The 7439-nt window shown below is 61.5% G+C and carries 6 protein-coding genes; all 6 read right to left on the bottom strand.

Annotation, left to right across the window (positions count from 1 at the left end; all coding sequences use genetic code 11):
* Positions 1-878: carbohydrate ABC transporter permease (locus tag ABIA70_RS12095; RefSeq protein WP_354147801.1), on the bottom strand; the 878-nt coding region annotated here is incomplete at its 3' end.
* A gap of 47 nt (positions 879-925) precedes the next feature.
* Positions 926-2221 (bottom strand): ABC transporter substrate-binding protein, encoded by a 1296-nt coding sequence (locus tag ABIA70_RS12090; protein ID WP_354147800.1) that lies wholly within the window; start codon positions 2219-2221, stop codon positions 926-928.
* Positions 2222-2449: 228 nt separating this feature from the next.
* A complete protein-coding gene (locus tag ABIA70_RS12085; RefSeq protein ID WP_354147799.1) occupies positions 2450-3532 on the bottom strand; it encodes a LacI family DNA-binding transcriptional regulator in 1083 nt (360 codons plus the stop codon).
* 129 nt (positions 3533-3661) lie between these two features.
* The gene (locus ABIA70_RS12080) at positions 3662-5086 is read right to left on the bottom strand and encodes a Gfo/Idh/MocA family protein (protein ID WP_354147798.1); all 1425 of its coding nucleotides are present in this window, start codon (positions 5084-5086) and stop codon (positions 3662-3664) included.
* A 91-nt stretch (positions 5087-5177) separates the two neighbouring features.
* Positions 5178-5525 carry an L-rhamnose mutarotase gene (locus ABIA70_RS12075; protein WP_354147797.1) on the bottom strand — a complete coding sequence of 116 codons (348 nt, stop codon included), beginning with the start codon at positions 5523-5525 and terminating at the stop codon, positions 5178-5180.
* Between the two features lie 98 nt (positions 5526-5623).
* On the bottom strand, positions 5624-7159 hold the full coding sequence (locus ABIA70_RS12070) for an extracellular solute-binding protein (RefSeq protein ID WP_354147796.1): 1536 nt from the start codon (positions 7157-7159) through the stop codon (positions 5624-5626).
* Positions 7160-7439: the final 280 nt, after the last annotated feature.

Below are 7439 nucleotides of genomic sequence, written 5' to 3'. Positions count from 1 at the left end.
ATCAGCAGGAGCCAGGCCATGGCCGAGGCGTAGCCCATCCGGAAGTCGGAGAAGCCGCGCAGGTACAGGTAGAGGGTGTAGAAGAGGGTGGAGCCTGCGGGGCCGCCTTCACCGTTGGAGATGATGTAGGCGGAGTTGAAGATCTGGAATGCGTGGATGGTTTCCATCAGCAGGTTGAAGAAGACCACAGGGGAGAGCATGGGCCAGGTGATGTTCAGGAACTTCCGGATCGGGCCGGCACCGTCCATCGAGGCCGCCTCGTACAGGTCCGCGGGGATCTGCTTGAGGCCGGCGAGGAAGATCACCATCGGGGCGCCGAACTGCCAGACGGTCAGCAGGATCATCATGGGAATGCTCAGGGAGGGGTTGCCCACCCAGCCGCCGAGGTTGATGCCGAAGAAGGACAGTCCCTGGTCCACCGGGCCGGCGTCGCCGAACATGGCCTTCCAGACGATCGCGATGGAGACGGACGCGCCGATCAGGGACGGGGCGTAGAACGCGGACCGGTAGAAGCCCTGGCCCTTGCGCTTGCTGTTGAGCAGCATTGCCACGGCGAGGGCGGCGGCGAGCTTGAGCGGGGTGCCGAAGACCACGTAGGACACGGTCACGCCGACCGACTGCAGGAACCGTTCGTCCTGGAACAGGGTGGTGTAGTTATCCAGCCCGATCCACTTGGGAGGCTCGAAGAGGTTGTAGTTGGTGAAGGACAGGTACAGCGAGGAAATCATCGGCCCTACGGTCAGGGCGATGAATCCCAGCAGCCAGGGCAGCAGGAAGGTGTAGCCGGCGCGGGCGTCCGCCCCGCTCCGCTTTGACTTGCGCGGAGCGGGAGCGGACGGCGTCGCCGAACGCCTGCTCAGGGTTGGGCTTTGAGTCACGAGTTCATTCCGTCAGTTGTGAAGTTGCCATCAGTAGCAGAAGGGAATCAGGCGTTCTGCTTGATGAGGTCTTCGGCTTCCTTGAACCACGCATCTACAGCGCCGTCGATGGTCACCTTTTTGTAGTTCAGGTCCGAAGCCACACGCTTAAAGGAGGCTTCAAGCGTGCCGAAACCGACGATGGGCGGCTCCGGGGCGTCCTTGATGAACTTCTCGATGGACTTCTCGTAGTCGACGACCAGTTTGTCGGTGCCTTCGAAGGTGGTGCCGTCACGCTGGGTCTTGGAGGCCGGAACACCGCGGGAGGTCTTGAAGATCTGGCCCACCTCGGGATCGTTGACCATGAAGTCGATAAAGCGGGCAGCAGCTTCCTTGTTCTTGGTCTTCGCGCTGGCGGACATCATCATGGAGGGCTTGAAGAACAGGCCCAGGTTGTCCTTGGCATCCGAGGGTACGGGAACGAGCTTGAGTTCCTTCGCGCCGCTGTCGGCAAGGTATCCGGCCATGAAGTTATCCCAGGTGACCTCCGTGGCGGTCACGTTGGAGCCGAACGGCGACTTCGGGGCGAGCTGGGTGGCGCGCTCCTCGGAGATTAGGGCCGGGGTGCCGCGCAGGCTTGCCGTGGTGTTCCACCACTTCTTCAGATCGTCCTTGCTGAAGCCGAGCTTGCCGTCCTCGGTGAAGGCTGCGATGTTGTTCTGGCGCAGCCAGACGTTGAACATCCACCACACGCCGGTGTAGTCCGTGCCGCCGAAGAGTGCGCCGTTACCCTTGGCACCGACCTCGGACAGGAACTCGTTGTATTCGGCATAGGTCCAGCTGCCATCCGGCTCGGCGATGCCCAGCGAAGCAAGTTTGGCCGGATCGTAATACACAGCAAAAACGTTGGTGCTGGTGGGGATGCCGTAGGTCTTGCCCTTGATCTGTCCGGAGGGCAGCAGGGACTTCTCGAAGGCATCAGTGTTGATCTTCACGGTGCCCAGGTCCAGGAGCTGGTTCCGCTGGCCATAATCACGGAGGTAGGACAGATCGAACTGCATCACATCCGGCAAACCGCCGCCGGCTGCCTCGGTGGCACGCTTTGGCCAATACCCACCGAAATCCGTGAAGTTCCCAGCAATCTTGATGTCCTTGTTCTTGGACTCAAAGAGCTCAATGGCTTTCCGGGTGCGGGTGGCGCGGTCATCATTGCCCCACCAGGTGTAATTGAGGGTGATCGGGTTTTCGGCCGAGCCGGTGGCTCCGCCGCTGGTGGTGCTGGCCCCTGTTCCACAGGCCGCCAGAGCCGCGACGGACGCGGTCCCGACGGCTGCGGTGGTGAGGAAATTCCTTCTGGTGATCATAAGAGCCTCCTTGCTCAAGTCGTGTCTTCAAGACGCTCGACTGCCAATACTTTGTGAATTTTTGGTTTCCCCGCAGACAGCGGTAATTACTGTCGTTTTTTACGGGGATGCGAGTCGCCCAGACAGAACTTCCAAAGCGATCCAGGACCGGTTCGATATTCCCGTGACCGGTCACGTAATGCTAGGCGCGACCTTGGGGCGATGTCAATGGTCAGGTGAATTACAGGCTCAGGCGGATTCCCGCCACAGCACCACAGGGGTGACGGCACGGGTGATCGATGCGGACGGCATGGGCTCGCTGGCGAAGAGTTCCGCCAGAATGGAAGCCGCCTCAGCCGCCACTGCGTGGGTCTCCAAGGACAGCGTCGTGAGGGTAGGACTGATCGCTTCGCCTAGGGAAATTCCGTCAATCCCGACGATCCGCACCGCGCCGGGCACGTCAACGCCTAATGTATGGGCGCCCTGGACGGCTCCCATCGCCATGAGGTCGTTGAACGCGAGGACCGTATCAATTTCCGGATCCTGGGCAAGCAGCCTCCTGAAGCCATTCACGCCTCCGGCGATGGTCTCAGGTTCAGTGACCACCGGGCAAGGTGCTCCGACTGCCTCCTCGAAAAATCCTCGACGGGGTGACCCAACGGCGGCGGACCCCGAGTCCGCGCTGCTGGCATCAATCATTGCGAAACGTTGAGCCCCTTTTGCTCGAAGCGCCGCGACCAGGTCGGTAATTCCAGTCCGAAAGTCGAGTTCAATTGAGTGAACGCCGGGTATTGTCGCCCGCTGTTCGAGTTGCACGATGGGCACGCCTCTTGCCGCGGCCGCAAACTCCTCTTGAGGCCGAACGAAGTAGCCGATAATGGCGTCGGCTTGCGATGCCATCGATCGAACCGCTTCAGCCTCACCCTGTTCGGCTGTACTGACAACCACTTGCCAGTCACGACGACGAAGCTCACTGATGAAGGCATCGGCAAGTTGTGCGTAGTACGGGTTGAGGAACGTTCGCACAATCAGTCCGACGGCGTGTGTCCTTTGCCGTGAAAGATCGATTGCGAAGCGGTTCGGGCGATACCCCAGTTCCTCAACGGTCTCCAACACGCGCTGCCGTGTTTCCTGGCTGATCTCCGACATGTCATTGATCGCGCGGGTGACCGTCTGACGCGACACACCGGCCGCGCGGGCAACGTCTCTGATTGTGACCCGGCCCGACTGGGCTACGCTCCGCTCGGATCCAGGCACCGGACCGCCCCTGCGCGGTTGTACGGAATCGACCGTAGAATCGCTCATCGCTGCCGGCGCTTCGAGAAATTGCACATGAGCAAACTATAGTCGGCCGCCTTTCTCCTGCCGACAAAATCTGAATTCAGGCCGCTCCGATTCCGTACCTTCATTGAGATTGCCGGTAGGACTGCCCAGCAGGCAAGCGGCCTCCGTGAATGCCTGCTAGCGGCGGCGGAGGTCGGCGCCGAGGTCCAGGTCTTCGATGCGGACGGGGAGGGAGGTCTCCAGTGAGCGGTTGCCGGCGATGCCCACTGACACCGAGCGGAGGCCGTCGAGGTAGCCGGACGGGCGGCCCAGCGGGTCCTCGCCGGGGCCGTTGAAGAGGTCCGAGAGGAGGAGTTCGTCGCCGCCGCCGTGGCCGCCTTCACCGTTGACGATGGGCACCTCATAGGCTGCTTCCCAGTGTCGCTGGACCACCAGCCGTTCGCCGTTGCGGCGGACGGCGTCCTCTTCCTCGACGGGGGTGGCACTCGGGTCCACGACGGTCTTTTTGTCCGTGCTGTTCAGGACGGCGGCGCGCTCCACGACTTCGAGTTCGGCCCGGCCTTCGGTGCCGTTGACGGCCACCCTGTAGCCCTCCCAGGGGCTGTGGGCGTTCAGGGAATAGCTCAGCCGCGGGCCGCCCTGGTACTCCACCACGAGCGCCAGGTTGTCCTCGATGGTGATCCCGCCGGTGAAGACGTCCTGGTCGCGGCGGTAGCCGTCGTAGTGCTCGTTGTCGAGGAAGAGCGCCTTAAGCCGCTCATCCTCACGGAGGTCCAGCGCGAACGGATCCTTCTCGGCGGCGGCGGGGGCGCCGGCGTCGGGCGTTCCACGCTCGGGCCGGGGACCCAGTCCGCGTTCGGCGGCGTTCTTGTCGCCGTAGAACTTCAGGCCGCCGGAGGCGAACACGCGCTCCGGGACATCGTTGATCCACCAGTTGACCAGGTCGAAGTGGTGGGATGCCTTGTGGATCAGCAGGCCGCCGGAGTTCTTCTTCTCCCGGTGCCAGCGGCGGAAGTAATCGGCGCCGTGGACGGTATCCAGGACCCAGCTGAAATCGATGGAGGTGACCTTGCCGATCACACCGCTCTGGATGATTTCCTTCAGCGCGCTGTTCCGCGGCGAGTACCGGTAGTTGAAGGTGACCACCACGTTGCGGCCCGTCTCCTCGACGGCTTTGGTGATGCGGCGGCAGCCCTCGGCGTCGATGGTCAGGGGCTTTTCGACGACGACGTCGGCGCCCGCCTCCAGTGCCTCCACGATGTAGTCCGCGTGGGTGTAGTCCGGCGTGGTCACCACGACGCGGTTGATGTTGTTGGCCCGGATGAACGCCGTGAGCTCCGCCGGGTCAAAGGAAGCGACCGGGCCCGGCGCACCGAGTTCCTGGATGAGCTTTTGGTAGAACTCCACCCGGCCGGGGTTGACGTCGGAGAAGGCCACGAGCTCAGCGGTGTCCGAGTGCTTGCCGAGGATGGCACGGATGTACATCTCGGAGCGCCCGCCGGTACCGATGAGGGCAATGCGCGCCTTGCCTCCGCCTCCTGTCTGCAGCGGGCTGGACGCGCGGGCAGCGGTAGCAGAACTCGATTCGGCTGTGTTGACCATGAGGGGTCCCTTTCGAAAAGCTCGATATTCGGCCGGATGGCGGCCGTTTTCGTAGTGGTGTTTGAGGCTCCTCTGCTGGAGCCGAAGTGGTTCAGCAGGCGGCGGATTCCGCTGCCACCAGCTGTGCGTCAAGGTTGAAGACTTCTTCGAGGACACCGAACCCGTTGTCAGGCGCTTGGTCAGTGACATCGAATAACGGGGCCATTTCGGCTTGCCAATGGGCATTGATGTTTGTCAGGGCCATCCGCGCCCGGACGGCGTCGAAATCGTCGCATTCCACGTAGCCCACCAGGAGCCCGTCCTCGCCCAGAAACAGCGAGTAGTTATTCCACCCGGCATCCTTGAGCGCACGGAGCATCTCTGGCCACACCGCGTCGTGGCGCCGTCGGTATTCATCGATCATCTCCGGCTTGACTGAGGACCGGAAGCAGGCCCTCATCTGCCGCTCTCCTGAAATTTCATAATTCTGAATTCCTTCATTTTCTGCTTAGGTGGTTTCGGGCGGACAGCCGAAACGCTGAGTGAACGCCGTCACCCCTACTTGCTGTCCTGCCAGAGCTTGTTGATCTCGTCCTTGATCTTGTCGCCGCCGCTGGTGTTCCACAGCTTGATGGCGTCCTTCAGGCCCTGCTCATCGATCTGGCCGGCAAGGTACTTGATCCGCGCATCGGCCACGATGTTGTCCAGCTGGGCGCCCTTGGACACGTAGGTGGCCGAGACATAGGGTGCAGCCGGGTTGTAGACCGCGCTCTTCAGATCCGCATCCATAACCTCGATGCGCTTGTCAACGGTCTGCTGCTCGTATTCGGTGGCTTCCTTCGCCAGATAGAACCTGTTGCCGGTGACGCTGGTGCCCAGTTGCGCATAGGTCTTGATATCGGTGGCAACTGCCTTGCCCTCAGGCGTTTCAGGTTTGATCGGCGATGCCTTGCCATCGACCAGCGTGAAGTTCACACCCTCGATACCGTTTTTGAGGAGCACCGCAGTCTCTTTAGAGTTCATCCTGTCCAGGAACTCCAACACTGTCTTCAGCTCTGCCTCTGTACGGACGCTGGCCTTGGGAATCGCCAGGAAACCGCCGTAGCCGTCCGTGGGATGGGCGTGCAATTCGCCGTCGGGGCCTTCGAGGTTGCCGACGAAGCCCACTTTGTTCTGGAAATCATTGGGGTTGGCCTGCTTGAAGAGGCTGATAAGGCTGTGCACGCGTGTGTCGACGTCGACGATGATGCCCCCCTTGCCGTTGAGGAACGGTTCGTTCCATTTGGTGCTGTCGAAGGTGGCGAAGTCCTGGTTGATGAGCTTCTCATCAACCATTTTCCTGATGAAACGCTCGGCCTCAAGGAATTCCTCGGTCTCGAAACTGGGGACTAGCTTCCCGTCCCGTTCGGTCCACCGGTTCCCGGCCCCGAACCACTCCTCGATGATGTCGTAGGGGCTGTGCGTGCCCAGCCCGCCGCCCCACTTGGGAATGGTGATGCCCCAAGTATCGTCCTGACCGTTGCCGTCCGGGTCCTGTTCCGTGAAGGCCTTCGCAACCTTGTACAGGTCCTCGGTGGTTTTGGGGGCTTCCAAGCCCAGCTTGTCCAGCCAGTCCTGACGGAACATAACGAGCGCGCGCATGGGTCCACGGGCGCGGAACACGCCGAACACCTTGCCGTTGATGCTGGCGCTCTTCTGCACCTCGGGGAAGACGGTCTTCAGATTGGGGTAATCGGCCAGCTTGCCGGTCAGGTCCCAGAACGCGCCCGCCTGGGCGTTCTTCACAAACCCGGGCGTCTTGCCCTGCATGACCATAACGTGCGGAATCTCCGAGGAGGCAAGGGTGATGTTGGTCTTGTCCTCATACGAGGCGTTCGGTGCCCAGGTGATCTCGACGTCCTTGCCGGTAAGCTCCTCAAGCTTTTTCTGAACAGCGCCATCGGCTGACGGTGGCTGTGCCTCAAGAAACGGGGCCATGACTTTAATGGTGGACAGTTCCGCTGACTGGGTATCGCCCGCGCCGCTGCAGGCAGTCAGGGTCAGGGCCGTGGCGGTCACGACGGCGGCAGCCAGGCTAAGTTTTCTGGTGAACATTTTGTTCCTTTTCCACTTCTTCGGGGTTTTTGCGGCGGTCGATCTCACCGCGCGGACGGATGGGGCAGCTGTTCGCGGCTTACGCGGTTCGGCCGGAGGAGTTTGATCACCCTTCCAGCAGCCTCTCGTTGCCGATATTCAAGACATCAGCCATAAGTACGTGACCGGTCACGGTGCTCATGGTGCCCCTTGTAGCGAGTAACCGGTTTCTCGAAAATCTAGACCCCTTTGGAAGGCAGGTCAACCCCATTTTTGAATCGTTACATTGATGGGCAGCCCG

Origin of the sequence: Arthrobacter sp. 754, from assembly GCF_040548695.1 — a bacterium.
Taxonomy (GTDB): domain Bacteria; phylum Actinomycetota; class Actinomycetes; order Actinomycetales; family Micrococcaceae; genus Arthrobacter.
Note: the sequence above shows the minus strand (reverse complement) of the source record. Positions and strands in the feature narration are given on the sequence as shown.

What these genes read in the sequence shown, in the direction of transcription:
- ABIA70_RS12080 (WP_354147798.1), bottom strand. Translation starts at nt 5,086, where the DNA reads ATGGTCAACACAGCCGAATCGAGTTCTGCTACCGCTGCCCGCGCGTCC.
- ABIA70_RS12070 (WP_354147796.1), bottom strand. Translation starts at nt 7,159, where the DNA reads ATGTTCACCAGAAAACTTAGCCTGGCTGCCGCCGTCGTGACCGCCACG.
- ABIA70_RS12090 (WP_354147800.1), bottom strand. Translation starts at nt 2,221, where the DNA reads ATGATCACCAGAAGGAATTTCCTCACCACCGCAGCCGTCGGGACCGCG.
- ABIA70_RS12075 (WP_354147797.1), bottom strand. Translation starts at nt 5,525, where the DNA reads ATGAGGGCCTGCTTCCGGTCCTCAGTCAAGCCGGAGATGATCGATGAA.